This is a genomic window from Streptomyces sp. iso_384 (assembly GCF_056172905.1).
Genome location: NZ_JBWBTT010000001.1, coordinates 999,216 through 1,022,769, shown reverse-complemented (window position 1 = coordinate 1,022,769; position 23,554 = coordinate 999,216). Strand labels below are relative to the sequence as shown.

Annotated in this window: 21 protein-coding genes and 1 tRNA gene; 10 read left to right on the top strand and 12 right to left on the bottom strand. The window is 71.2% G+C overall.

What is annotated here, in order from left to right; all coding sequences use genetic code 11:
• Window positions 1–133: 133 nt before the first annotated feature.
• From AC0VY3_RS04650 to AC0VY3_RS04635, 4 genes are all read left to right on the top strand, one after another.
• Complete coding sequence (locus tag AC0VY3_RS04650) at window positions 134–547, top strand: hypothetical protein (protein ID WP_103510904.1); 414 nt, start codon at window positions 134–136, stop codon at window positions 545–547.
• A complete protein-coding gene (locus AC0VY3_RS04645) occupies window positions 544–1,356 on the top strand; it encodes a helix-turn-helix domain-containing protein (protein ID WP_103510905.1) in 813 nt (270 codons plus the stop codon). The genes AC0VY3_RS04650 and AC0VY3_RS04645 overlap by 4 nt, the downstream gene beginning before the upstream one ends.
• Before the next feature lie 38 nt (window positions 1,357–1,394).
• Entirely contained in the window at window positions 1,395–1,865 is a 471-nt protein-coding gene (locus AC0VY3_RS04640; protein ID WP_103510906.1) for a roadblock/LC7 domain-containing protein, read from the top strand.
• A gap of 171 nt (window positions 1,866–2,036) precedes the next feature.
• Window positions 2,037–2,411 carry a hypothetical protein gene (locus AC0VY3_RS04635; protein WP_103510907.1) on the top strand — a complete coding sequence of 125 codons (375 nt, stop codon included), beginning with the start codon at window positions 2,037–2,039 and terminating at the stop codon, window positions 2,409–2,411.
• Window positions 2,412–2,445: 34 nt separating this feature from the next.
• Here the strand turns inward: AC0VY3_RS04635 and AC0VY3_RS04630 are convergent, their stop codons facing one another.
• Both AC0VY3_RS04630 and AC0VY3_RS04625 read right to left on the bottom strand, forming a co-directional pair.
• Window positions 2,446–2,985, bottom strand: a complete 540-nt coding sequence (locus AC0VY3_RS04630) for a hypothetical protein (protein ID WP_103510908.1) — start codon at window positions 2,983–2,985, stop codon at window positions 2,446–2,448.
• Window positions 2,986–3,122: 137 nt separating this feature from the next.
• Window positions 3,123–3,968, bottom strand: coding sequence for a MurR/RpiR family transcriptional regulator (locus AC0VY3_RS04625; protein WP_103510909.1), 846 nt, complete (start codon window positions 3,966–3,968; stop codon window positions 3,123–3,125).
• Between the two features lie 163 nt (window positions 3,969–4,131).
• On the opposite strand from AC0VY3_RS04625, the gene AC0VY3_RS04620 reads away from it, so the two are divergent.
• Window positions 4,132–4,548, top strand: a complete 417-nt coding sequence (locus AC0VY3_RS04620) for a hypothetical protein (RefSeq protein WP_475549007.1) — start codon at window positions 4,132–4,134, stop codon at window positions 4,546–4,548.
• A 450-nt stretch (window positions 4,549–4,998) separates the two neighbouring features.
• Here the strand turns inward: AC0VY3_RS04620 and AC0VY3_RS04615 are convergent, their stop codons facing one another.
• The gene (locus AC0VY3_RS04615; protein ID WP_103510911.1) at window positions 4,999–6,405 is read right to left on the bottom strand and encodes a cystathionine beta-synthase; all 1,407 of its coding nucleotides are present in this window, start codon (window positions 6,403–6,405) and stop codon (window positions 4,999–5,001) included.
• Window positions 6,406–6,564: 159 nt separating this feature from the next.
• Between AC0VY3_RS04615 and AC0VY3_RS04610 the strand changes: the two genes are divergently transcribed.
• From AC0VY3_RS04610 to AC0VY3_RS04600, 3 genes are all read left to right on the top strand, one after another.
• The gene (locus AC0VY3_RS04610) at window positions 6,565–7,566 is read left to right on the top strand and encodes an SGNH/GDSL hydrolase family protein (RefSeq protein WP_103510912.1); all 1,002 of its coding nucleotides are present in this window, start codon (window positions 6,565–6,567) and stop codon (window positions 7,564–7,566) included.
• Between the two features lie 153 nt (window positions 7,567–7,719).
• Window positions 7,720–8,940, top strand: coding sequence for an acetyl-CoA C-acetyltransferase (locus AC0VY3_RS04605; RefSeq protein ID WP_475549006.1), 1,221 nt, complete (start codon window positions 7,720–7,722; stop codon window positions 8,938–8,940).
• Window positions 8,941–9,509: 569 nt separating this feature from the next.
• The gene (locus tag AC0VY3_RS04600) at window positions 9,510–10,397 is read left to right on the top strand and encodes a hypothetical protein (protein WP_242742622.1); all 888 of its coding nucleotides are present in this window, start codon (window positions 9,510–9,512) and stop codon (window positions 10,395–10,397) included.
• A gap of 39 nt (window positions 10,398–10,436) precedes the next feature.
• Here the strand turns inward: AC0VY3_RS04600 and AC0VY3_RS04595 are convergent, their stop codons facing one another.
• The 3 genes from AC0VY3_RS04595 to AC0VY3_RS04585 all read right to left on the bottom strand — a co-directional run bounded on the left by AC0VY3_RS04595 (window position 10,437) and on the right by AC0VY3_RS04585 (window position 12,067).
• Window positions 10,437–10,754, bottom strand: coding sequence for a hypothetical protein (locus AC0VY3_RS04595; RefSeq protein WP_030581455.1), 318 nt, complete (start codon window positions 10,752–10,754; stop codon window positions 10,437–10,439).
• A 155-nt stretch (window positions 10,755–10,909) separates the two neighbouring features.
• Complete coding sequence (locus AC0VY3_RS04590; RefSeq protein WP_103510915.1) at window positions 10,910–11,794, bottom strand: Bax inhibitor-1/YccA family protein; 885 nt, start codon at window positions 11,792–11,794, stop codon at window positions 10,910–10,912.
• A 187-nt stretch (window positions 11,795–11,981) separates the two neighbouring features.
• Window positions 11,982–12,067: transfer RNA gene (locus AC0VY3_RS04585), tRNA-Leu, on the bottom strand.
• 567 nt (window positions 12,068–12,634) lie between these two features.
• On the opposite strand from AC0VY3_RS04585, the gene AC0VY3_RS04580 reads away from it, so the two are divergent.
• Both AC0VY3_RS04580 and AC0VY3_RS04575 read left to right on the top strand, forming a co-directional pair.
• Window positions 12,635–13,405, top strand: coding sequence for an ABC transporter ATP-binding protein (locus AC0VY3_RS04580; protein WP_103510916.1), 771 nt, complete (start codon window positions 12,635–12,637; stop codon window positions 13,403–13,405).
• 67 nt (window positions 13,406–13,472) lie between these two features.
• Window positions 13,473–16,004 (top strand): ABC transporter permease, encoded by a 2,532-nt coding sequence (locus AC0VY3_RS04575; RefSeq protein ID WP_103510917.1) that lies wholly within the window; start codon window positions 13,473–13,475, stop codon window positions 16,002–16,004.
• Between the two features lie 98 nt (window positions 16,005–16,102).
• On the opposite strand, the gene AC0VY3_RS04570 is transcribed toward AC0VY3_RS04575, so the two are convergent.
• The 6 genes from AC0VY3_RS04570 to eno form a co-directional block, all read right to left on the bottom strand.
• The gene (locus AC0VY3_RS04570; RefSeq protein ID WP_103510918.1) at window positions 16,103–17,434 is read right to left on the bottom strand and encodes an SAM-dependent methyltransferase; all 1,332 of its coding nucleotides are present in this window, start codon (window positions 17,432–17,434) and stop codon (window positions 16,103–16,105) included.
• A gap of 328 nt (window positions 17,435–17,762) precedes the next feature.
• On the bottom strand, window positions 17,763–19,148 hold the full coding sequence (locus AC0VY3_RS04565) for an NAD(P)/FAD-dependent oxidoreductase (RefSeq protein WP_475549005.1): 1,386 nt from the start codon (window positions 19,146–19,148) through the stop codon (window positions 17,763–17,765).
• A 460-nt stretch (window positions 19,149–19,608) separates the two neighbouring features.
• Window positions 19,609–20,550, bottom strand: a complete 942-nt coding sequence (locus tag AC0VY3_RS04560; protein ID WP_103510919.1) for a Ppx/GppA phosphatase family protein — start codon at window positions 20,548–20,550, stop codon at window positions 19,609–19,611.
• Window positions 20,547–21,089, bottom strand: coding sequence for a DUF501 domain-containing protein (locus AC0VY3_RS04555; protein ID WP_475549004.1), 543 nt, complete (start codon window positions 21,087–21,089; stop codon window positions 20,547–20,549). The genes AC0VY3_RS04560 and AC0VY3_RS04555 overlap by 4 nt, the downstream gene beginning before the upstream one ends.
• Before the next feature lie 79 nt (window positions 21,090–21,168).
• Window positions 21,169–21,639, bottom strand: a complete 471-nt coding sequence (locus tag AC0VY3_RS04550; RefSeq protein ID WP_475551638.1) for an FtsB family cell division protein — start codon at window positions 21,637–21,639, stop codon at window positions 21,169–21,171.
• A gap of 303 nt (window positions 21,640–21,942) precedes the next feature.
• Window positions 21,943–23,223 carry a phosphopyruvate hydratase gene (gene eno / locus AC0VY3_RS04545; protein ID WP_030086171.1) on the bottom strand — a complete coding sequence of 427 codons (1,281 nt, stop codon included), beginning with the start codon at window positions 23,221–23,223 and terminating at the stop codon, window positions 21,943–21,945.
• Window positions 23,224–23,554: the final 331 nt, after the last annotated feature.

Below are 23,554 nucleotides of genomic sequence, written 5' to 3'. Positions count from 1 at the left end.
ACCGCATTCCGGCCGACCCTTTACACCCTCGGACGCATGTACCAAAGGAAAATGCCAGAACCTCCACCAGCCGTGAGCACGTTGCGTAGCCTCTGCGTTACAGCCGTACGCCACGTCGGGAGGGGAGATCCGCGTGCCCGGAATCGACGAGTGCCTGCTCGAAGTCATGAGGCTGCCCGGCGCCCGGGGCGCCTCGGTGGTCGACTGGACGAGCGGTCTCGCCCTCGGCACCATCGGGGAGTCCCCCAACGGCGACCACGAGGCGACCGCCGCCGAGACGGCGGAGGTCGCCCGTATGACCGCCGAACAGCCCGCCTTCGCCCACCTCACCGCGGAAGCGGAGGGCGGACGGCCGGCGGCCGCGCCGAACACTCCCGTCGAGGACGTCATCGTCACCACCCACGACGGTTACCACATGCTCCGGTTCGTCGAGACGGCGTTCGACAGCAGCGTCTTCCTCCATCTGTGGCTGGACCGCTCCGAGGGTAATCTCGCGCTCGCCCGGCTGCGGCTGGGCGAGCTGGCCGAGCGGCTGGTGCTGGCATGAGCGCGATAGCCGCCGACCCCGACGCCCCCGCCGCCGACCGGCTCACGGTGCTCTCCCCGATGCTCCGGCGGCTCGCCGACGAACGGGCCACCGGCGCCCTGATGCGCGACCGCGGCACCCTCTACCTCGCCGACGGCCAGGTGGTCCACGCCGAGAGCCCCGCCACCCCCGGCATCGACGTCCTGCTCACCACCGGCGGAACCCTGCGGCACGAGGGCTGGTGGGACGCCGTGGCGCAGGCCGGGGCGGGCCGCCGGGTCGGCCGCTATCTCGTCGACAGCGGCCATGTGCCGGGCGGAGCACTGGAGTTGTGCCATCTGGGCGCGCTGTACGACGCCGCGTTCTTCGCACTCGCGCCGACCGGGACGCCCGCCCGCTTCCGTTACGGGGTGGCGCACTGGATCGGTCCGGTGCGGCCCGTCCCGGTGGCCGCCGTGGAGCGCGAGACGCTGCGCAGACGGGAGTTCCTGGACCGGATCTGGCCCGATGCGGCCTGCGACGGCGCCCCACTGCTGCGGAGTGCGGCACATCCGTCCGACGCCCCGGTCCCGGCCCGGCAGCGCCGGATCCTGGAGCTGGCCGACGGAGTCCGTACGGCCTCGGACATCGCGCTGGCGCTGGGCCGTTCGGCGTTCCACATCCTGGTCGACCTGCGACGGCTGGCGGCGGCCGGCCTGGTGGAGGCGGTCCGCGCCCAGCCCCTGCCGGCCGCCTCTTCCGCTTCCGGCCGGATCACGCTCCCCGAGGTGACGGCCGACCCCGATATCGCCCTGCTGCGCCGGCTCCGAGACGCATTGGAGGCCCTGTGATACGCGCGCTCAGACAGCGTGCCGGGAGGAGACAGCTGATGGTGCCCGAGGCCGAAGTGCGTGAAGTCCTCGACGAGCTCCAGCGGTTACGGGCCCGGGTCCCGCTGCTCTCCGGGGCGCTGGCCGCCTCCACCGACGGTCTGGTCCTGGCCCACGACACCCCGGGCGTCGAGGCGGAGGGCGTCGCCGCCCTCACCGCCGCCGCCCTCGGCGTCTCCATCCGGATGACCGACGCCACCGGCCGGGGCGGCTTCCGCGAACTGCTGGTCCGCGGCGGCGACGGCTACATCGCCACCTACGCCGCGGGCTCCTCCGCCGTCCTGACCCTGCTGGCCGAGGACCGTATCAACGTCGGCCGGCTCCATCTGGAGGGCCGCCGCGCGGGCGCCCGGATCGGCGAACTCGTCGACGCCGCGCTGGAACGCGTCGAGCGCCCCGCCGCCGCCCGCGCCGCACCCCCGCGCCCCGCCACCGCACCCGGCCGCGCCCTGCCGCAACGCCCCACGTAACGCACCTTCGCGCAGCGGTCGCCCGATTCCCCCCACCCGTACCGCCACAACCACCGGGACTCAGCCATCACGCAGAAGCCCGCGCACCAGCCCGCACGGAAGCCGGCCGAGCGGCCGGCACTGAAACGGACCCGGTCACCGCGACCGGCCAGGGAAAGGAAACGAGCCTCCATGGCGAACACCGAAGCGTCACTGAAGGAAGCGATGAGCTCGATCGAGGGCACCACGGGTGTCGCCCTCGTCGACTACACGAGCGGGATGGCCCTGGGCACGCTCGGCGGCGGCAAGGACTTCAACCTGGAGGTCGCCGCCGCGGGCAACACCGATGTGGTCCGCGCCAAGCTCCGCACCATGGAGCACCTGGGCATCAAGGACGAGATCGAGGACATCCTGATCACCCTCGGCACCCAGTACCACCTGATCCGGCTGCTCAAGACCCGTGGCAGCAACGGTCTGTTCCTCTACCTGGTGCTGGACGCGAGCCGGGCGAACCTGGCGATGGCCCGCCACCAGCTGAAGAAGATCGAGGCGGACCTGGAGATCTGACCCGTCCGGGTCCCTCCCACTCCCGCTCAGGTCCTCACCGGCGGCGACGCCGCGCCCCGCCCGGCGCGGCGTCCCCCGCCTCCGGGCCCGTCGTCCGATACGCCTTCACCCGCTTGCCGACCGGGCTCCCGTGTCCGGTCCAGTCGGTGCGCACCCAGTACAGGACGTCCTCGCGGCGCTCGCGCTGCCCGATCCGTACGGCCTTGGCCCAGAGCCCGGCCCCCGCACCGGCGAGCAGCAGCCCGCCGGCCCCGGGCAGCGCGAACGAGGACGCCACCGCGACGACGAACGCTCCCAGCAGCCACCACCTGCGCCCGCGCCGCCACACCCGTACGGTCACGGCCCGGTCCTGGAGGAAGTCGTTCCGCCCGGCGCGCGAGGCGCTCCGGGCCAGCTCCGCGTACCGCTTGCCGCGCGCCAGGGCCACGAAGGCCGCGGTGACGATGAAAAGCGCCGCCCCGGCCAGCAGCCCGATCCGCCGACCGGTCAGCCCCGGAACGAACGCCCCCGCCGCCGCGGCCACCAGACCCGGCCACCACAACGGGGCCGCCCCGGCCCGTACGGTCACGGCCACTCTCGCCAGCGACTGTCCTCCGCGCCCCACGTCCGTACCCCTCTCTCGCTCCCCGTCCGCCGGTCCTGGTGCCGGCCCTTCCGGGCGCGGAGATTAGCGGCCGCAGATGAAGGTGGCCTGAGAATCCGCGGCAGGGGTCACTCCACGAACAGACCGCGGGCCGCCGCCCGTACGTCGAACTCCTCCAACCGCGCCTGGGCGTCGGGCAGTCCGTCGCACATCGCCTCCAGCAGCACCCGGCCGAGCAGCATCGGCGCGCAGACGGTGTCGAAGGAGAGCCCGGAGCCGATCGCCGCCGGGAGCAGCAGATCGCTGTGCTTGGCGACGGGCGCGAAGGCCGAGTCGGCGACCGTCACCACGGTCAGCCCCTGGTCCTGGGCGTACGCGAGCGCGTCCACGGTCTCCTTGGGGTGGCGCGGCAGCGCGAAGCACATCAGGGCGGTGGCCCCGGCCCGGCGGGCGGAGTCGATCCGGTCGGGCAGCATGCTGCCGCCCTCGTCGAGCACCCGGACGTCGGGGTGCACCTTGGCGGCGAAGTAGCCGAAGCCGCGCGCCTGCGAGGAGGCGGCGCGCAGCCCCAGCACCGGCAGCGGCCGGGAGTCGGCGAGCAGCCGCCCGGCCCGCTCCACGGGCGCGGGGTCGGCGAGCACGGCACAGAGGTGCTGGAGGTTCTCGATCTCGGCGCGGACGGCCTGTTGGTACTCGTTGTACGACTCCCCCGCGTCCTCCTGCTCCGCGTCGGCGGGCGCGACCTCGCGCAGATGCCTGCGCAGCGCCGGATAGCCGTCGAAGCCGAGGGCCACGGCGAAGCGGGTGACGGAGGGCTGGCTGACCCCGGCCAGTTCGGCCAGCTCCACACTGGAGAGGAACGGCGCGTCGGCGGCCCGGCGGACCATGCAGTGCGCGATGCGCCGCTGGGTGGGTGTGAGCCGGTGGCCCTCGAAGAGCCGCTGCAACCGTGCGGCGGGGCTGCTCCCACTCATGCTGTCCCCTTGCTGGATCCGTCGCGCCACGACCGGCGCCGACCGTTCTATTCAGCCAGGAAGGTCGCTGTATGTCCATATGCAGGACTCGGGGGGGTAGCCCCAAGAGATTCGGGGGCTAGCCCTACTGTCACGCGGGCCCGGGCTCCGTACCGTCGTCCGCATGGAAGCCCGTGACCCCGAGATCCAGAAGGAGCTCGCCGCCACCCTTCAGGCCCGCGGCGAGCTGGGTGCGGAGTACGAGTCCGTGCTCATCGAATCGTTCCTGGAGAAGGTCGAGCAGCGCCTCGACAGCACGCTCGACCGCAGGGTCCGCCGCCAGCTCGCCGAGCAGCAGATGACCAACGCCCGAGGCGCGCGTCCGGCGCAGCCGGAGACCTTCGGGGAGCGGTACGCGCTGGGGATCGTCTCGTTGATCCTGGCCGTCCCGCTGTCCGCGATCGGCGTCGTGAACGCCGGGATCGAGGGGCTGGTGGTGGCCTGGCTCGGCATCGTGGGCGTCAACGCGTTCCAGGCGGCGCGGGGCGGGGGGCTGTTCCGCCGCCGGGAGGAGCAGGCGCGGTCCGACTGGAAGGACTGAGCCCGCCGCTCACGACGGGCCCCGATCCGTCCGGGCCCGGCCACCGGCATGTCCGGACCCGTCCAGGCCCGTCCGGGCCGTCCGACGGGCCCGGAACACGACCGCGCGGCCGGACCCACGGGGAGTCCGGCCGCGCCGACGTCTGCGGAGGTATGTCGCGGGGACCGCCGCACCCCCGGTTGCCCGGGGGGCGGGACGACGGCGGTCCCCGCGAGGGACGCGGTCCGGGTCAGGGCCGGATGCCCGCGTCCGGGCGACGGTGGAGGTCCGGGAGCCGCTCCGTAGTCCGGTGTCGCCGTTCTGGGTGCCGGCGGGTTTCCCTGCCGACACCCACCAATGTGCCGGAGCCGTGTTAAGCGGGTGCTGCGCGGACGTGACGCGCTCGTACCGTTTTCGCGAAGCCCGGCCACAGGCCACCACCGGGGGTGCCCCGGAGGTGTCCCCGGACCGTCAGGCCTTCGCCGTGCCCGCGTCCTTGGCGAGGAACGCCAGCAGGTCCTGCCTGCTCACGACGCCCTTGGGCTTGCCCTCGACGAGCACGATCGCCGCGTCGGCCCCCTCCGTGCCGCCGAGCACGGCCATCAGGTCCTCGACCGGTTCGCCGGAGCCGACCTGCGGCAGCGGCGCCGACATGTGCTTCTCCAGCGGGTCGGTCAGCGAGGCGCGCTGGGTGAACAGCGCGTCCAGCAGCTGCCGTTCCACGACGGAGCCGATGACCTCGGCGGCCATCACGTCCGGGTGGCCGGCGCCCGGCTTCACGATCGGCATCTGGGAGACGCCGTACTCGCGGAGCACGTCGATGGCCTCGCCGACCGTCTCCTCGGGGTGCATGTGGACGAGGGAGGGCATCGGGCCCTCCTTGAAGTCCAGGACCGCGCCCACATTGGCGGAGGTGCCGGAGTCCTCCAGGAAGCCGTAGTCGGCCATCCACTCGTCGTTGAAGATCTTGCTCAGGTAGCCGCGCCCGCTGTCGGGGAGCAGCACCACGACGACATCCTCGGGGCCGAGCCGCTTGGCGACCTCCAGGGCGCCGACGACCGCCATGCCGCAGGAGCCGCCGACGAGCAGTCCCTCCTCCTTGGCGAGCCGGCGGGTCATCTGGAAGGAGTCCTTGTCGGACACCGCGACGATCTCGTCGGTGACGTTCCGGTCGTACGCGCTCGGCCAGAAGTCCTCGCCGACGCCCTCGACCAGATAGGGACGGCCGGAGCCGCCGGAGTAGACCGAGCCCTCCGGGTCGGCGCCGATGACCTGGACCGCGCCGTCGCTGATCTCCTTGAGATAGCGCCCGGTGCCGCTGATGGTGCCGCCGGTGCCGACGCCTGCGACGAAGTGTGTGATCTTCCCCTCGGTCTGCTCCCACAGTTCGGGACCGGTGGTCTCGTAGTGCGACCGGGGGTTGTTCGGGTTGGAGTACTGGTCCGGCTTCCAGGCGCCCGGCGTCTCGGTGACCAGCCGGTCGGAGACGTTGTAGTACGAGTCCGGGTGCTCGGGGTCAACGGCGGTCGGGCAGACGACGACCTCGGCGCCGTACGCCCGCAGCACGTTGATCTTGTCCGTGGACACCTTGTCCGGGCAGACGAAGATGCACTTGTAGCCCTTCTGCTGGGCGACGATGGCGAGCCCGACGCCCGTGTTGCCACTGGTCGGCTCGACGATCGTGCCGCCGGGCTTCAGCTCCCCGCTCTGCTCGGCCGCTTCGATCATGCGCAGCGCGATGCGGTCCTTCACCGACCCGCCGGGGTTGAAGTACTCGACCTTGGCCAGGACGGTCGCCTGGATATCTGCCGTGACGTTGCGCAGCCTCACCAGCGGGGTGTTGCCGACAAGACTGATCATCGAATCGTGGAATTGCACCGTGTACTCCGGGATCTCCGAGATGGTCCGGCCCAGAGTATGCGTACGGGACGCACTGTGCGTACGGGAAGGAGTACACGGAGCCCCGAGCGGGGCAAGTAGGTACGTGTACGGCTGTACGGCGAGGAGGAGGTGGACCGGACTGTGTCGAGAGCAAGGGTGGCACGGCGGATCGCGGCGGGCGCGGCCTACGGCGGTGGCAGCATCGGGTTGATCGGTGCGGCGGCCGTGGGCGTGTTCCTGGCGGAGGTCCAGCTCGCGAAGAGGCAGGTGGGCGGCGGCACCGCTCCGGTTCCGCCGAGTGCGGACGGGCGGTACGGGGTGGCGTTCGCCGGGCCGAACGATCCGATGCGGCTCGGGATGCTCGGGGATTCGACGGCCGCGGGGCAGGGGGTGCGGCGGGCCGGGCAGACCCCGGGGGCGCTGCTCGCCTCGGGTCTCGCGGCGGTGTCCGAGCGGCCGGTGGATCTGCGGAACGTGGCCCTGCCGGGGGCCCGGTCGGACGATCTGGAGCGGCAGGTGTCGCTGCTGCTCGCGGATCCGGCGCGGGTCCCGGACGTCTGCGTGATCATGATCGGGGCGAACGACGTCACCCATCGGATGCCCGCGACCCAGTCGGTGCGCTGTCTGACGACGGCGGTGCGCAGGCTGCGGACGGCCGGTGCGGAGGTGGTCGTCGGGACCTGCCCTGACCTGGGCACGATCGAGCCGGTCTACCAGCCGCTGCGCTGGCTGGCCCGGCGGGTGAGCCGGCAGCTGGCGGCGGCGCAGACGATCGGGGTGGTGGAGCAGGGCGGGCGCACGGTGTCGCTGGGCGACCTGCTGGGCCCGGAGTTCGCGGCGAACCCGGGCGAGCTGTTCGGCCCGGACAACTACCACCCCTCCGCCGAGGGCTATGCCACGGCGGCCATGGCGGTGCTGCCCACGCTGTGCGCGGTGCTGGGCCTGTGGCCGGAGACCGACCGGCTGGACGGGGCGCGGCGCGAGGACATCCTCCCGGTGGCGAAGGCGGCCTCCCAGGCGGCCCGGGAGGCCGGTACGGAGGTCACGGGGGCTCGGGCGCCCTGGGCCCTCCTCAAGCACCGCAGGCGGCGGCGTCTGCCCGCCTCCACGGAACCCACCCCGCACACCCACCCGGACGCCGCCCACGGGCACGCGTAACGGGTGGCGTCCGACGGCAGGCCGTGCTGAGCAAGCGCTTAGAAAAGAGTTCCGCATCACACGGCCTGCCGGGTGACCCCGGCGATACGTCCGGGTAACTTCCAGAGGAGTTCTGCCGTCCACACAGCCTTCCAGCCCCCTTGGAGCCGCGTGATGCCCGAAGCCGTGATCGTCTCTGCCGCCCGTTCGCCGATCGGCCGCGCCTTCAAGGGTTCCCTGAAGGACCTGCGCGCGGACGACCTGACCGCCACGATCATCCAGACCGCGCTGGCCAAGGTTCCCGAGCTGGACCCGAAGGACATCGACGACCTGATGCTGGGCTGTGGTCTGCCCGGCGGCGAGCAGGGCAACAACCTGGGCCGCATCATCGCCGTGCAGATGGGGATGGACCACCTTCCCGGCTGCACGGTCACCCGCTACTGCTCCTCCTCGCTGCAGACCAGCCGGATGGCGCTGCACGCGATCAAGGCGGGCGAGGGCGACGTCTTCATCTCGGCGGGTGTCGAGATGGTGTCCCGCTTCACCAAGGGCAACTCCGACAGCCTGCCGGACACGCACAACCCGCTGTTCGCCGAGGCCGAGGCCCGCACCGCCGCCCGCGCCGAGGAATCCGGTGCGAGCTGGCACGACCCGCGCGAGGACGGCCTCGTGCCGGACGCGTACATCGCGATGGGGCAGACGGCGGAGAACCTGGCCCGGACCAAGGGCGTCACCCGCCAGGACATGGACGAGTTCGGCGCACGGTCGCAGAACCTCGCCGAGGAAGCCCTGAAGAACGGCTTCTGGGAGCGGGAGATCACCCCGGTCACCACGCCCGACGGCACCGTCGTCGCCAAGGACGACGGCCCGCGCGCGGGCGTCACCCTGGAGGGCGTGCAGGGCCTGAAGCCGGTCTTCCGCCCCGACGGCCTGGTCACCGCGGCCAACTGCTGCCCGCTCAACGACGGCGCCGCCGCCCTGGTGATCATGTCCGACACCAAGGCGCGCGAGCTGGGCCTGACCCCGCTGGCCCGGATCGTCTCCACCGGCGTCTCCGGCCTCTCCCCCGAGATCATGGGCTACGGCCCGGTCGAGGCCAGCAAGCAGGCGCTGAAGCGGGCCGGCCTGACCATCGACGACATCGACCTCGCCGAGATCAACGAGGCGTTCGCCGCCCAGGTCATCCCCTCCTACCGGGACCTCGGCCTGCCGCTGGACAAGGTCAACGTCAACGGCGGCGCGATCGCGGTCGGCCACCCCTTCGGCATGACCGGCGCCCGCATCACCGGCACGCTGATCAACAGCCTCCAGTTCCACGACAAGCAGTGGGGCCTGGAGACGATGTGCGTGGGCGGCGGCCAGGGCATGGCGATGGTGATCGAGCGGCTGAGCTGAGCCGCAGCGGAGGGTAGGGGTCGCGCGAGGTACGAGTGCGGCACCTGCCCGCAGCGGAGGCGAAGCTCAGCGCGACCACGAGCACGAGCGGCTGAGCTGAGCCGCAGCGGAGGGTAGGGGTCGCGCGAGGTACGAGTGCGGCACCTGCCCGCAGCGGAGGCGAAGCTCAGCGCGACCACGAGCACGAGCGGCTGAGCTGAGCCGCAGCGGAGGGTAGGGGTCGCGCGAGGTACGAGTGCGGCACCTGCCCGCAGCGGAGGCGAAGCTCAGCGCGACCACGAGCACGGGCGGCTGAGCTGAGCCCTCTCGACTCCCGCGCGGCGGGGGTTTCGAACCCCACCGAGCTCCGACCGTGACCGAATCTCCCCCAGGATGTGATCTGCGTCCCGGGGGAGAGTCGTTTCTGCAGGTCACGGCCTTTTGGGGCTAAACATCGGACCGAAAGACCTGTCCATTTCGTGACGTAATGCACTGACAGCACGTACCGGTACAGGCCAAGCTGATGTAGGAAGTCGGGGGTATCGATTGAGACCGGGAGTATGTCAGTGAGCGCCATGTCATTTGCCCTGTTGCTGACCACCGCCGCTGCCACGGCCGTCGGCGCCGCCGCACTGCACGCCGCTCACGGGCTGCGCAAGCAGGTCGCGGCGCTGCGCACGGAGCTGGCGGCGAGCCACGCTCTCGGCGCCTCGGTGCCAGCGCAGAGCCGCAGTTCGGCCACCCCCGCCGAGGAGATACGCGCGGCCGTCGCCGAGGCGCTCGCCGAGGAGCGGGAGCGCGAGCTGGCCGAGGCGCGCGCCTTCTGGGCCGCCCAGGAGGCCCGTGACGCCGCCGACGCCCCCTCCCTGCTGGGCGGGCTGTCCGGCCTCGGCGACGACACCCCGTACTACCTGCCCCGGCAGGCCGACTTCGCCGGTCTGGAGTCGATGGACCTGGAGGCGGCCGAGGCGATGGAGGAGCTCGTCGAGCTGAGCGAGCGGACCCTCGCGGAGCACGAGATCGGCGAGCTGACCGATCTTCCGGCGGACCTGCAGACGGACCTGTCGACCGGGCTTCCGGAGACCGCGGAGTTCCCCGAGGACTCCCCCGAGCTGGCCGCCGCCCGCCGCCGCCACCCCTCGCACCCGGACTTCGTCCCTGTACAGACACCGGTGGTCACCGACCACGAGCGCACCGTGAACCGGCTCGAAGAGCTGGCCGACACGGCGACCGAGCTGACCGATGTGCGGCCCGGCCCGCTGGGCACGCTCGATGTGTACGTCTTCGCCGACGGCACCACGCTCTGCATGACCCCCGGCCACCGCGAGACCGCCGAGCGGCTCGCCGACGCGCTGCGGGCGGGCCGGCAGCCGGTGCTGCTGGGCGGCTCGGGCGTCTCGGGCGCCTACGCGCTGACCTTCTCCTGCGGCGAGGACAACGTGTACATCCTCGCCGACCGCGTCATCGCCTCGTTCTGACCGCCGGGCGCGGGCCGCTCGCACGCGAACCCGCGCCGCTCACGCGAAAGCCCGCGCCGCCGCTTCCCCGACATACCGCACGGCCTCGTCCAGCTCCTGGGACGGGGCCGTTTCCAGTGCCACGGCCAGGTCCCGCCCGGCGACGGCGAGCTGGTCGCCCACGGCGAACACCCCGGCGTCCGGCAGCTCCCGCGGCTCCGCGTCCGGGTTCTCCAGGCGCTGGGCCCGTACGGCGAGTTCACGGGCGGCGGCCAGCGCCTCGGCGGCCGCACCGCGCTGGAGGCGGCTCTGCGGGGCCGAGCGCAGCCGGTCGGCGAAACGGTCCACGGCCAGGATCAGGGGCGTCGTATCGAGCACCCGACCGACCCTACGCGCCGCGCCCGCACGATCGCACCGGAGGGCGGAGGGCGGACGACGGAGGGGGAACGCGGAACGGCCCGCGGACACGAGGTCCGCGGGCCGTTCCGGTGCTACGGGTGCTGCGAGTACGGCGGATGCCGCTATGCGGTCGGTCAGTCGTCGCCGCTGAGGATCGCGACCAGGCGCAGCATCTCGATGTAGATCCACACCAGGGTCACGGTGAGGCCGAAGGCCGCCAGCCACTCCTCCTCGCGCGGAGCGCCGTACGCGATGCCGTCCTCGACCTGCTTGAAGTTCAGGGCGAGGATGCACGCGCCGATGACGATGGCCACGATGCCGAAGATCACACCGAGCGCGCCGCTGCGGAAGCCGAGGCCGTCACCGCCGCCGAACACGGCGAACAGGAGGTTGACCATCATGAGCAGCATGAAGCCGATGGCGGCCGCCATCACGAAGCCGTAGAAGCGGCGCGTGACCCGGATCAGTCCGGTGCGGTAGGCGATCAGCACACCGGCGAAGACCGCCATGGTGCCGATCACCGCCTGCATCGCGGCGCCCGGGGCGACGTACATGCTGACGATGTTGCTGACGATGCCGAGGAAGACACCCTCGAACGCCGCGTAGGTCAGGATCAGCGCCGGCGAGGGCCGGCGCTTGAACGAGTTGACCAGCGACAGGACGAAGCCGATCAGCGCGGCACCGATGGCCACGCCGTAGGCGGTGCCCAGATTCGCCTGGTCGACCGGCATGATCCACCATGCCGCCGCGGCGGCCAGGATCACGGTGCCGAGCGTCATCGCCGTACGCGTCACGACGCCGTCGATGGTCATCACGTCGGAACGGGCGGGCGCCTGCGGGGCGCCGTGCGTGTCCGTCTGCGCGTAGGGGTTGGTGGCGTACGGGTTGGCGGCGGTGCCCTGCGCGTAGGGATTGGTGCCCGTCGCGGTGGCCCCGGCCTGCGGCGGCGCGTTGAAGCCCGCGTGGCCGTTGTCGCGGCTGAACCCCCGTCGCGAGAAGACCGGGTTGCTGCTCCTCATCTCACTCCTCCATGGCCACACTGCGTGGCCTTGCCACAAGAGTAATGGGTAGGCAAAAGAATCACCCTAGTGCCAGGGGAGGATCTTTACGGCAGACCGCGACGTGTTCCCACGGCGACACGCGTGGGGCATGGATGCGGACACCTGGATGCGGACCGTTACGCCGGGTCACGCTCGGTGCGGCGCGTGGTGCCCGGAGCCGGACTCGAACCGGCACGCCCCCGAGGGGCAGCGAGGTTTAAGCTCGCCGTGTCTACGTTCCACCATCCGGGCGTGCCGCGCGGCTCCGCGTTTGGCTACCGACCCTATCCGGGGACGTCCCTCGATCAGCGGAACAGTGGCGCGATGTTGTCTTATTTTATTGACCGCTTGAGGGTCCGTCAGCACAACGGGCCGGGCTGACCACACGCCCGCGGCCGATCATGGGCGGTCGGCGCACCGCATGGGATTGACGGAAAGTCGCCGCACTCGTACGGCCCAACGCGCCAGGTCCGCGCCAGGCCTCGCCAGGGCGTCCGCCACCCTCGGGTCCGGCGCGGCTCCGGAAGGGCCCGCCCACCGCCGCGAACGCCGCCGCGAACGCTCCGCGGCCGCGTCCGTACGCGCTCACTCCGGGTGACCGTGGAGCGACGGCCACGACTCCGGTCAGGGTCGGTGTCATACCCGAGGAGGACGGATCGACGCCTGTGATGCGACTCAAGAGGGCCCCGGGAACGGGCATCGGGAGTGACGACCCGGCGTGATCCGGACGTAAGGATGGAGTAAGTCCCCGAGGCATGGCGTCAGCGCCCGCCTCAGCACGGCCCACCTCATCCGCATCACCGAACCAGGAGCGTCCCTGTGACCACCACCCCCACCGTTCACCGCGCCACCGCGGTGGCTGCCCGCGCCACGGAGCTGTCGAAGGTCTACGGCGAGGGCGAAACGCAGGTCGTCGCCCTGGACCGGGTGACCGTGGACTTCCCGCAGGGCGAGTTCACCGCGATCATGGGTCCCTCGGGCTCCGGCAAGTCGACGCTGATGCACTGCGTCGCCGGGCTCGACAGCTTCAGCAGCGGTTCGGTGCGCATCGGCGATACCGAGCTGTCCACGCTCAAGGACAAGCAGCTCACCCAGTTGCGCCGGGACAAGATCGGCTTCATCTTCCAGGCGTTCAACCTGCTGCCGACGCTCACCGCGCTGGAGAACATCACCCTGCCGATGGACATCGCGGGCCGTAAGCCGGACGCCGCGTGGCTCCAGAAGGTCATCGACATGGTCGGGCTCTCGGAGCGGCTGAAGCACCGCCCGACCGAGCTCTCCGGCGGCCAGCAGCAGCGCGTCGCCGTGGCCCGCGCCCTGGCCGCGCGGCCCGAGATCATCTTCGGTGACGAGCCGACCGGAAACCTGGACTCCCGCTCCGGCGCCGAGGTCCTGGGCTTCCTGCGCAACTCGGTGCGCGAGCTGGGCCAGACCGTGGTGATGGTGACGCACGACCCGGTGGCCGCCTCCTACGCCGACCGGGTCATCTTCCTCGCGGACGGCGCGGTCGTCGACCAGATGATCGAGCCGACCGCCGACCGGGTACTCGACCGGATGAAGGCGTTCGACGCGAAGGGCCGCACGAGCTGACGCGTGGGGCCCGAGGCCCCGCCGCGTCCCCGACCCCCTTCCGGAACCCATCACAGGACACTCAGACATGTTCCGTACCGCCCTGCGCAATGTGCTCGCGCACAAGGCCAGGCTGCTGATGACCGTGCTCGCCGTCATGCTCGGCGTAGCGTTCGTCTCCGGCACCCTGGTCTTCACCGACACCCTCGGCAACGCCTTCCGCAACCAGTCCGCCAAGAGCTACGACAACGTCGCCGTCGCCGTGGAGACGTACGCCGGCGACGACGAGAAGAACCCCGGCATCGACGAGGCCACCCTGGAGAAGATCCGGGGCCTGGACGGCGTCGCCTCCGCCACCGGCAGGGTCTCCGGCTTCGCCGGGGTCGCCGACCCGGACGGCAAGCTGATCGGCAACGGCTGGTCCAACACCGGCGCGAACTTCTCCCCCGGCAAGGACGGCAAGGACTCGCAGTACGTCTTCACCGACGGTTCGGGCCCGGCGAAGAGCGGCTCGGTCGCCCTCGACAAGGACACGGCGGACAAGGGCAAGTACCGCGTCGGCGACCCGGTGCGGGTCGCCACAAACGGGCCGGTGAAGGAGTACACCCTCTCCGGGATCTTCACCACCGAGGACGGCGCGGTCAACGCGGGCGGCAGCCTCGTGCTGTTCGACACCGCGACCGCCCAGAAGCTCTACCTGAAGCCCGGTGTCTTCAAGGACGCCACGGTCACCGCGGCGGGCGGCGTCTCCGACCAGAAGCTGCTGGACGAGATCACCCCCCTGCTGCCCGTGGACGCGACCGCGCAGACCGGCAAGGCGCTGGCCGAGCAGCAGGCGAAGGACATCGAGTCCGGGCTGAACGGCCTCAACGGCATGCTGCTGGCCTTCGCGGGCATCGCGCTGTTCGTCGGCATCTTCCTCATCGCCAACACCTTCACCATGCTGGTCGCCCAGCGGACCCGTGAGCTGGCCCTGATGCGTGCCATCGGCGCCACCCGCCGTCAGGTGAAGCGCTCGGTGCTGCTGGAGGCCGCCTTCGTCGGCGTGCTCGCCTCCGTCATCGGCTTCGCCCTCGGTCTCGGCCTCGCCACCGGTCTGCGCTCCGCGATGGGCCTCATGGGCGGCAAGATCCCGGCCGGTCCGCTGGTCGTCTCGCCGACCGCCGTGATCTCCGCCTTCGCGGTCGGCATCCTGATCACCGTGCTGGCCGCCTGGCTGCCCGCCCGCCGGGCCTCGAAGATCGCCCCGGTCGCCGCGATGAGCAGCGTCCACGCCACCGCCTCCGTCAAGTCCCTCGTCGTACGGAACTCGATCGGCGGTGCGATCGCCCTGCTCGGCTCGGCGGGCATCGTCGGCGGCGCGGCGAGCGGCGGCACCTCCGGCCGGCAGTTGGTCGCGGCGGGCGCGTTCTTCGCCCTGATCGGCGTCATCGTCCTGATCCCGCTGCTCTCCCGCCCGGTGATCGCGCTGGTCCGGCCGCTGCTGAAGAAGGTGTTCGGCGTCTCCGGGAAGCTGGCCTCGCAGAACGCGGTCCGCAACCCGCGGCGCACCGGAGCCACCGCCTCCGCGCTGGCCATCGGGCTGACCCTGGTCACCGGCATCTCGGTGCTCGGCGTCACGCTCGGACAGGCCATCGACAAGATGACCACGGACAACATCAAGGCCGACTACATGGTCACGATGGCCAGCGGCGACTCGCTGGACGAGTCCGCGCTCACGGCCCTGTCGAAGGCCGACGGCGTCTCCGCGCTCTCCCCGCAGCAGGCGGCCTGGTTCGAGGTCGACGGCGAGCACCACGCGGCCTCGGGCGTCACCCCGGGCGATGTGGAGAAGGTCTTTTCGCTGACCACCGAGTCCGGTTCGCTGGCCTCGCTCAAGGACGGCCAGGTCGCGGTCGGCTCCAAGACCGCGAAGTCGAACGGCTGGAAGACCGGCGACACCCTCCCGGTGAAGTTCGACGACGAGAAGAAGGGCGAGCTGACGATCGGGGCGACCTACGAGGAGAACGAGTTCCTCTCGCCCTTCGTGATCCCGAAGCAGCTGGCCGACCAGCACAGCGTCTCCTCCCGCCCCGAGATCCGCGAGATCTGGATCAAGACGGACGGCGGCGCGAGCACGGCCAACGAGCAGTCCATCGTGGACGCGCTCGGCGACAACCCGGCGATGAGCGTCATGGACCGGCAGGACATCCGTGACATGTTCGGCGGCTTCATCAACACCGCCCTCAACATCATGTACGGGCTGCTCGCCATGGCCCTGCTGATCGCGGTCCTCGGGGTCGTCAACACCCTCGCGATGTCGGTGTTCGAGCGGCAGCAGGAGATCGGCATGCTCCGCGCGATCGGTCTCGACCGGGGCCGCGTCAAGCGGATGATCCGTCTGGAGGCCGTCGTCATCTCGGTCTTCGGCGCGGTGATCGGGGTCGGCCTGGGCGTCTTCCTCGGCTGGGCGATCGGCCGGACCCTGTCCGCCGACATCCCCGGCTACGCCCTGGTCATCCCGTGGGACCGGCTCGGCATCTTCCTGCTCCTGGCCGGCCTGGTGGGCGTCCTCGCCTCGCTGTGGCCCGCCCGCAGCGCCGCGAAGCTCAACATGCTGACGGCGATCAAGACGGAGTAGCCGAGGTCCCGGGGCCGGGACGCAGGGGACGACGAGGGGCCGGTGCACCGCTGGAGAGCGGCGCACCGGCCCCTCGCCCGTTGCCGTACGGGTACGGGTCAGGCGTCCGTGTCCGCAGCCGTATCCGCGTCCTCGGCGGGCTCCGTCCAGCTGCGGGTGCGCAGCGGCAGCCGGGAGGAGCCGCTGTCCAGCGGGCGCACCGCGAGGATCTGGTTGACGCCGATCTTGTTGTGCTCGAAGGAGAGCGCCGAGGCGGCCATGTACAGCCGCCAGACCCTGGCCCGGCCCGGGGTGGTGGCGCGTACCGCCCGCTCCCAGTGGCGTTCCAGGTTGGCCACCCACTGGCGCAGGGTCAGCGCGTAGTGCTCGCGCAGCGCCTCGACGTCCCGGGCCTCGAAGCCGGCTTCCTCCAGGGTGGCCAGGGTGCGGCCGACCGGGGCCAGTTCGCCGTCCGGGAAGACGTACGCGTCGATGAAGGCGTCGATGCGGTAGGCGTCCTCGTCCTTCTCGGGGCGGCGGGCGATCTGGTGGTTCAGCAGGCGGCCGCCGGGCTTCAGGAGGGCGTAGAGGTCGTCCGCGTACTCGCGGTAGCGGACCGAGCCGACGTGCTCGGCCATGCCGATCGAGGAGATCGCGTCGTACGGCGCGTCACGGACGTCCCGGTAGTCCTGGACCCGGATCTCGATGCGGTCGGTCAGGCCCTCCTCGGCGATGCGCTTGCGGGCGTGGGCGGCCTGTTCCTGGGAAAGGGTGATGCCGGTGACGTGGGCCCCGTAGTGGCGGGCGGCGTGGATGGCCATCGAGCCCCAGCCGCAGCCGACGTCCAGGAGCCGGTCGCCGTCCTTCAGGGCGAGCTTGCGGCAGACCAGGTCGAGCTTGTCGCGCTGGGCGTCCTCCAGGGTTCCGCCGTCCTGCCAGTAGGCGCAGGAGTAGACCATGGAGGGGCCGAGCACCAGGGTGTAGAAGTCGTTGCCGACGTCGTAGTGGTGGCTGATGGCCTCCTTGTCGCGGCGTCTGGTGTGCAGCGGCCCGGTGCGGCGGCGCACCTCCTCCGCGGGCGGGGCGGGCGGCGGCCAGGGGCCCGCGAGGTCGAGCAGGCCGCGGGCGAAGGCGCGGACCTTGGGGTCGCGGACCGGGTGGACGGAGTCCTTGGCGTCGGCGCCCCGGTCCCAGAGCAGCCCGGCGATCCGGTCGAGCACCTCGTACAGATCACCGTCGACGTCGATCTCCCCGGCCACCCAGGCGCGGGCCAGGCCCAGTTCGCCGGGCTTCCACAGGATCCGCCGCAGGGCGCGGCGGTGGCGGATCACGAGGACCGGGGCGCCGGGCGGACCCGATTCGCTGCCGTCCCAGGCCCGGATCCGGACCGGCAGGGGTTCCGAGAGCAACTCCTCGGCAAGAGCGGTCAGCCGCGACGCGGCGTCTGCCATGGCGCACACCTCCGTGGTGTTTCCCCGACAAGCACAACAAGCACAGGCAACGGACATGCTCGTAGCCCCGTCGCGACACCTCGGTGCGGCGGCGAGGTACACCTGCGTCAACTCTCCTCGCACACTCCGTCATCCCGCTACCGGGCAACGAATCGGCAAAACGCGTGTATGTGCCATCCACATGGGCGGGAACGGGCCATCACCCCGGTCGCGGCCCCGGTCCGGGCCGATCGCCGGATACGCCGAAGGGGCCGTCCGCACCACGGATGGCGGACGGCCCCTTCGGGCGTCGTACGGGGTGCTCCTCGCGGAGCGGGTCACCGAGGGGTCAGGAGGCCTTGGCCTTCTCGCCCTCGGCCTTGGCGGCGGCCGGAGCCGGGGCCGGCTTGGCGGCCTCGTAGAACTCCTCGCGCGGCGTCTCCATGGCGCCGAGCGAGACGACCTCGCGCTTGAGGAACATCGCCAGCGTCCAGTCGGCGAAGATCCGGATCTTACGGTTCCAGGTCGGCATGGCCATGCCGTGGTAGCCGCGGTGCATGTACCAGGCGAGACGGCCCTTGAGCTTGATCTTCACCTTGCCCATGACGATCATCGCGACGCCCTTGTGCAGGCCGAGACCGGCGACCGCACCCTTGTTGGCGTGGCTGTACTCCTTCTGCGGGAAGCCCCGCATGCCGGAGATCACGTTGTCGCCGAGGACCTTCGCCTGACGCAGCGCGTGCTGGGCGTTGGGCGGGCACCAGGCGTTCGGGTTGCCGGCGCGGCGGCCGACCATGTCCGGCACCTGGGCGTTGTCGCCCGCGGCCCAGATGTAGTCGGTGCCCTGCACCTGGAGCTTCTCGGAGGTGTCCACGTGGCCGCGGGGGCCGAGCGGCAGGCCGAAGCGGGCCAGCGCCGGGTTCGGCTTCACACCGGCGGTCCACACGATGGTGCTGGAGTCGACCTCCAGGCCGTTCTTCAGCACCACGTGGCCGTCGACGCAGGAGTCCATCGAGGTGGAGAGGTAGATCTCCACGCCGCGGCTCTCCAGGTGCTCCTTGCCGTAGGCGCCCAGCTTCGGGCCGACCTCGGGAAGGATCTTGTCGGCGGCGTCGACCAGGATGAAGCGCATGTCCTCGCGCTTCACGTTGGTGTAGTACTTCGCCGCGTCGCGGGCCATGTCCTCGACCTCGCCGATGGTCTCCGCGCCGGCGAAGCCGCCGCCCACGAAGACGAACGTCAGCGCCTTGCGGCGGACGTCCTCGTCGGTCGTGGAGTCAGCCTTGTCCAGCTGCTCCAGGACGTGGTTGCGCAGACCGATGGACTCCTCGATGCCCTTCATGCCGATGCCCTGCTCGGCGAGGCCGGGGATCGGGAAGGTGCGGGAGACCGCGCCCATCGCGATGACCAGGTAGTCGAAGGGCAGCTCGTAGGCCTCGCCGACGAGCGGCGCGACCGTGGCGACCTTGCGGTCCTGATCGATGGTCGTGACACGACCGGTGAGAACCTCAGCCTTGGGCAGCACGCGTCGCAGCGGGACGACGACATGCCGAGGCGAGATGCTGCCGGCGGCAGCTTCGGGGAGGAAGGGCTGGTACGTCATGTACGACCGCGGGTCGACGACCGTGACGGTCGCCTCTCCGTATCGCATCTTCTTCAGAATGCGACGAGCTGCGTACAGGCCTACGTACCCACCGCCTACAACGAGGATCCTGGGACGCTCCGTGGTGCTCATGCCATCGAGTATCCACCCCGCCCCAGGGGGGTGCTCGTGAGCCCCTTCACAAGGATTGGCCGACCCTCTGCTACACTTCGCCGCCCACGTGACCCAGGTCATGGGCACGAAAGGGAACCACGACACCGTAGGAAACGTTGTTCACCGCTTGTGAGCTGGCCCTTGGCCCTGCGGACCGGGTGAACCACCGCTCCTCTTCATGCCGGCGCAACGCTCTCGGAACATGAGCGCGACACCTCCGCACGGCCTCCGGCGCGGCCGGCTGCGGCCCTACGGGCCCGAACCGCGACCAAGAGGGCCCAATTCCTTGTGAAGAACTTCACGAACTTATCTGCGGCGTGTCCCCGAGGAGGTCGCCCGGGCGGCCCAGAAGGCCCGGATCGGGGCTCAACGGTGCAGGTGACGGTGCGATTGAGCGGGCAGCCCGAGGGCTGCCCGCCCGTACCGGCCGGACCGTCGCCTACGCGGCGCTCCAGGCGATGCCGTCCAGGATGTCGTGCTCGCTGACGACGACCTCATGGGCTCCCGTCCGCTCCATCACGGCGAGCAGGACGAGCGCCCCGGCGCCGATCACGTCGACCCGGCCGGGGTGCATCACGGGAATCGCGGCGCGCTCCTCGTGGGTGGAGCGCAGCAGGTGCTCGGTGATCGCGCGGACCTGGCCGCGGGAGATCCGGGAGTGGTGGATGGCCGCGGAGTCGTACTCCGGCAGCTCCAGTGCGATCCCGGCGACCGTGGTGACGGTGCCCGCCAGGCCGACGAGGGTGCCGGCCCCGGTGAGCGGCACGGTCTGCTCGGCGAGGTCGAGGGCGGCGTCGATGTCCGCGCGGATCGCGGCGGCCCGCTCGTGGCTGGGCGGGTCCATGACGGCCCCGTCCACGACGAGGTGACGCTCCGTCATCCGTACGCAGCCGATGTCCACGGACCGGGCGGCTTCCACCCGGTCCGAGCCGAGGACGAACTCGGTGGAGCCGCCGCCGATGTCGACGACCAGATACGGCTTCGTCAGGTGGTCGCTGCCCGCCAGTTCCTTGGTGGCCCCGTCGAAGGAGAGCTGCGCCTCCTGGTCGCCGGTGATCACCTCGGGCTCGACGCCCAGGATGTCCCGGACCCCGGCCACGAACTCCGCGCTGTTCTCGGCGTCGCGGGAGGCGGAGGTGGCGACGAAGCGGATCCGCTCCGCGCCCAGTTCCCCGATCGCCGCCGCGTACTCCCGGCAGGCCGCGAACGTCCGCTCCAGCGCCTCGGGGGCCAGCCGGCCGGTCCGGTCGACGCCCTGGCCGAGGCGGACGATCGTCATCCGCCGGTCCAGCTCGGTGAAGGAGCCGGTGGCGGGGTCCGCGTCGGCGACGAGGAGCCGGATCGAGTTCGTACCGCAGTCGACGGCGGCGACCCTGGTCACGCGTCCTGCCCTTCCGCGTCCACGGCGCACGGCGTGACGCAGGGGCCCTTGGCCCACCACTCGGGCAGCATCGCGATGGCCTCGTCGCCCAGCGGGTTGACCCCGGGCCCGGCGGCCAGCGAGTGGCCGACCAGGACGTGCAGGCACTTCACCCGGTCCGGCATGCCGCCGGCGCTCGGGAAGCCCTCCAGGACCTCGATGGCGTCGCGGCGGGTGATGTAGTCCTCGTGCGCGGCCCGGTAGGCGTCGGCCAGCTCCGGGTCGTTCTCCAGACGGGCCGTCATCTCCTTCATGACCCCGTTGGCCTCCAGCGTGCCGATCGCCGAGGCCGCCCGGGGGCAGGTCAGGTAGTACGTCGTCGGGAACGGCGTGCCGTCCTCCAGACGGGGCTGGGTCTCCACCACGTCCGGGTTGCCGCACGGGCAGCGGTGCGCGATGGCGCGCAGACCGCGCGGCGGACGGCCGAGCTGCTGCTCGAACGCGGCGATGTCCGCGTCGGTGGGCTTGGTGGACTCGGTCTGCGGAGGGGGCGTTTCCATGCCTGCCTTGGTTCTGCTCGGAAGCTCGTAGAGGTGGACGTACACAGGAACGTTCGGAGGAACGTGCGGGGTCGGTCGGTCAGTCGCGGTCGGCGCTGTCCACGCCGTCCCAGAGGTTCGCGTGCCACGGACGGTCGCTCGCGCCGGGCTCGCCGCGCCGGTCCTCGGCCGCGTCCGGGTCGGCCACGGTGTAGGCGGTCTCCCCGGGCAGGACGTAGTGGAGGTGCTGGCGGGCCAGACGCATGATGTACGCGTCGTCCTGGAGCCGCGCCTTCTCGTCCCGCAGCTCCTCGGTGCGCCGCTCCGCGTGCTGCGAGAGCCGCTCCTGCTCGGCGATCTCGTCGCGCTGGGAGACGTACTGCCGCATCGGGTAGGCGAGCGCCACCACCAGGGAGCAGACCACCAGCGCCAGGAACGCGGCCCGGCCGGTGAGCCGGGAGCGGCGGGCCTGGCGGCGGTTCTGGGATCGGTACACGCGGGCCGCGGTCTGCTCGCCGAGCAGTCGCAGCCTGGTCGCGGTGGAGAACCGGTCGCGGTCCTTCCCGGCCATGTCTCCCGCCTCCCAGAGCTTGTCGTCGAACTGCCGTCGTCGCCCGAAGGGCGGCCGGGCGGCGACCGGTGCGTGCGATCGCAAGGCGCCGGGACGGCCTCGGATAGGGCCTCCCCTGCTCGAACGTAGCTGAGAGCTTGGGGAAGGAGCTACTCGGCCATTTCGGCAACGCCGCGAGCGTGCGCGTCAGACGCCGCCCGGCAGGCGGCAGTTTGACGACAAGCTCTGACGCACGTCCGTCCCCGCACACGGTACGGGACCGGGTGCGGGGACGGGCGGAGGCTACCTACTTGCGACTACGGGTCAGCCCTTGAAGCGCGGGAAGGCGGAGCGGCCCGCGTACACCGCGGCGTCGTCGAGGATCTCCTCGATGCGCAGCAGCTGGTTGTACTTGGCGACGCGGTCCGAACGGGCCGGGGCGCCGGTCTTGATCTGGCCGCAGTTCACGGCGACGGCGAGGTCGGCGATGGTGACGTCCTCGGTCTCGCCGGAGCGGTGCGACATCATGCACTTGAAGCCGTTGCGCTGGGCCAGCTCGACGGCGTCCAGGGTCTCGGTCAGCGAACCGATCTGGTTGACCTTCACGAGCAGGGCGTTGGCGGAGCCCTCCTCGATGCCGCGGGCCAGGCGCTCGGGGTTGGTGACGAAGAGGTCGTCGCCGACGATCTGGACCTTGGAGCCGATGCGGTCGGTGATGACCTTCCAGCCGGCCCAGTCGTCCTCGTACAGCGGGTCCTCGATGGAGACCAGCGGGTACGCGGAGACGAGCTCCTCGTAGTACTCGGTCATCTCGGCGGCCGAGCGGGACTTGCCCTCGAACTCGTAGACGCCGTCCTTGTAGAACTCGGACGCGGCGACGTCGAGCGCGAGCGCCACGTCACGGCCCGGGACGTAGCCGGCCTCCTTGATGGCCTCGACGATGAGGTCCAGGGCGGCGCGGTTGGACTCCAGGTTCGGGGCGAAGCCGCCCTCGTCGCCGAGTCCGGTGGACAGGCCCTTGGTCTTGAGGACCTTCTTCAGCGTGTGGTAGATCTCCGCGCCCCAGCGCAGGGCCTCGGAGAAGGACTCGGCGCCGATCGGCGCGATCATGAACTCCTGGATGTCCACGTTGGAGTCGGCGTGCGAGCCGCCGTTCAGGATGTTCATCATCGGAACGGGCAGCAGGTGCGCGTTCGGGCCGCCGAGGTAGCGGAAGAGCGGCAGGTCGGACGCCTCGGATGCGGCGTGCGCGACGGCCAGCGAGACGCCGAGGATGGCGTTCGCGCCGAGCGAGGCCTTGTTCTCGGTGGCGTCCAGGTCGAACATCGCCTGGTCGATGAGGCGCTGCTCGGTGGCGTCGTACCCGACGAGCTCCGGGCCGATCTGCTCGATGACGGCGAGGACGGCCTTCTCGACGCCCTTGCCCTGGTAGCGGTTGGGGTCACCGTCGCGAAGCTCTACAGCCTCGAACGCACCGGTGGAGGCGCCGGACGGAACAGCAGCACGGCCCGTGCTGCCGTCGTCGAGGCCAACCTCGACCTCGACCGTGGGGTTGCCCCGGGAGTCGAGGATTTCCCTGGCTACGACGACGTCGATGGACGGCACGAGGCATCTCCTTCTGGGATCTGACACTGGTTGTGCAGGGTCACTGTGGCCTTGCGACCCGAGCCTATCCGGCCCGGCCGCGTCGGCCAGCCGACCGCCCGTCTCCTGGGACGAAAAAGGACCCAAGGACCTGCGTAACGGGACAAAACTCTAGATATCTACTGAGCGGTAACACGTGTTGCCGACAAGAGGTGAACGCAACCGCACCTCCCTCGGCCCCCCGCCCACGAAGAACCCGGCCCGGCGCGCTGGGGGGGATGAGCGCGCCGGGCCGGGAAGCCGTGCGAGGAGAAGCGCCGCCGGACGCCTCTCCTCCGGGGAGGAGATACGG

Bases quoted from the DNA above. Each gene is read 5' to 3' on its own strand.
- AC0VY3_RS04550 (WP_475551638.1), bottom strand. From the start codon at position 21,639: ATGGCCGGGAAGGACCGCGACCGGTTCTCCACCGCGACCAGGCTGCGA.
- AC0VY3_RS04605 (WP_475549006.1), top strand. From the start codon at position 7,720: ATGCCCGAAGCCGTGATCGTCTCTGCCGCCCGTTCGCCGATCGGCCGC.
- AC0VY3_RS04645 (WP_103510905.1), top strand. From the start codon at position 544: ATGAGCGCGATAGCCGCCGACCCCGACGCCCCCGCCGCCGACCGGCTC.
- AC0VY3_RS04590 (WP_103510915.1), bottom strand. From the start codon at position 11,794: ATGAGGAGCAGCAACCCGGTCTTCTCGCGACGGGGGTTCAGCCGCGAC.
- AC0VY3_RS04575 (WP_103510917.1), top strand. From the start codon at position 13,473: ATGTTCCGTACCGCCCTGCGCAATGTGCTCGCGCACAAGGCCAGGCTG.
- AC0VY3_RS04565 (WP_475549005.1), bottom strand. From the start codon at position 19,148: ATGAGCACCACGGAGCGTCCCAGGATCCTCGTTGTAGGCGGTGGGTAC.
- AC0VY3_RS04570 (WP_103510918.1), bottom strand. From the start codon at position 17,434: ATGGCAGACGCCGCGTCGCGGCTGACCGCTCTTGCCGAGGAGTTGCTC.
- AC0VY3_RS04555 (WP_475549004.1), bottom strand. From the start codon at position 21,089: ATGGAAACGCCCCCTCCGCAGACCGAGTCCACCAAGCCCACCGACGCG.
- AC0VY3_RS04635 (WP_103510907.1), top strand. From the start codon at position 2,037: ATGGCGAACACCGAAGCGTCACTGAAGGAAGCGATGAGCTCGATCGAG.
- AC0VY3_RS04640 (WP_103510906.1), top strand. From the start codon at position 1,395: ATGGTGCCCGAGGCCGAAGTGCGTGAAGTCCTCGACGAGCTCCAGCGG.
- AC0VY3_RS04625 (WP_103510909.1), bottom strand. From the start codon at position 3,968: ATGAGTGGGAGCAGCCCCGCCGCACGGTTGCAGCGGCTCTTCGAGGGC.
- AC0VY3_RS04620 (WP_475549007.1), top strand. From the start codon at position 4,132: ATGGAAGCCCGTGACCCCGAGATCCAGAAGGAGCTCGCCGCCACCCTT.